This window comes from Cellulomonas endophytica (assembly GCF_004123805.1).
Classification (GTDB): domain Bacteria; phylum Actinomycetota; class Actinomycetes; order Actinomycetales; family Cellulomonadaceae; genus Cellulomonas; species Cellulomonas endophytica.
Map to the genome: position 1 here is coordinate 1 of NZ_RWJX01000169.1, position 1,106 is coordinate 1,106.

Genomic DNA, 1,106 nt, shown 5'->3' on the forward strand with positions numbered 1-1,106 from the left:
CCCTGTCCGTCTGTGCCTCCTTCGCCGGCGTCCCGTCCGCCCGTGTCCCGTCCGCCCGTGTCCCCGTCCGCCCCTGTCCCGGTCGCCCGCGTCCCCGTTCGCCGTCGTGCCGCGGTGGCCCTCGCGCCGTGCTCGCCCTCGGGTCCGCGGTGTCGGCCGCCTCGTCCGTCACGACGTCGGCCGGCGTCCATGGCCTGCTCACCACCACTCCTCCCCGCTCGACGGTCGTCCACAGCAGCTCCCCGGCGAGCAGGCATCCGTGTCGGTGGTCGGGTGTGGGATGGGCTCATGGCGGTGGGGGCGGGAGTGCGGGCGGTGGGTGCGGGTGCGCCTGCCCGTCGTGGTGCGCCTGGCTCGGGTGCTGCCGGGGTGCGTGACCGGCGGCGGCACCCGGCGGTGCTGGAGCAGGACGTCCTCGCCCTGGACGTCGCACCGCGGGGCGTCTCGGTCCTCGACGAGGAGCCTGTGGAGCGCGGGTTCGGTCCGGACGGCCGCGTGCTGGAGGCGCCGCCGGCACCATCGGAGGGGACGGGCTGGCACCGGGTCGGCGCCGAGCAGGCGGCTCGTGCTGCGACGGACGCGCAGGTCGAGGCGTGGGCGGGCAACCCGGTGGCGGTGGCGGGGTTGCGGGACCAGCACGAGCAGTTCGTGCGTCTGGCGGTCGCGGCGGATGCGGCGGTGCGGGCCGCGACGGCGCAGCGGGCGCAGATGCTCGAGCTCGCGGTGCGGTACGCGGTGCTGGCCGACCGGGTGCAGGACCGCGCGCAGGAGCAGGCCGCGGGGGTGGCGCTGGGTCTGCCGGCGGGACAGCGGCAGGACCTGTCCTACCGGTCGGTGATCGCCGAGGTCGCGACCGCGCTGGGGCTGCCCGAACGGACCACCGGCACCCTGGTCGAGGAGTCCGTCACCCTGGTCACCGCGCGCCCGGCGCTGCTGGCGGCCCTGGGGGAGGGCACGGTCTCCCACCGGCACGTGCAGGTCCTGCTCGCCGAGACCACCGACCTGCCCCCCGGTGCGCAGCGGGCCGCGGACGAGGACCTGCTGCCCGCGGCGGCCACGAGCACCGCGGTGGCGACCGCGAGCCGGGCCCGTCGCTGGCGCGAGCG

1 pseudogene is annotated in these 1,106 nt (G+C 77.7%); it reads left to right on the top strand.

Annotated features, from left to right (window positions below):
• Window positions 1-396 precede the first annotated feature (396 nt).
• A pseudogene (locus EJA20_RS18490) lies at window positions 397-1,106 on the top strand (hypothetical protein); the annotation flags it as partial.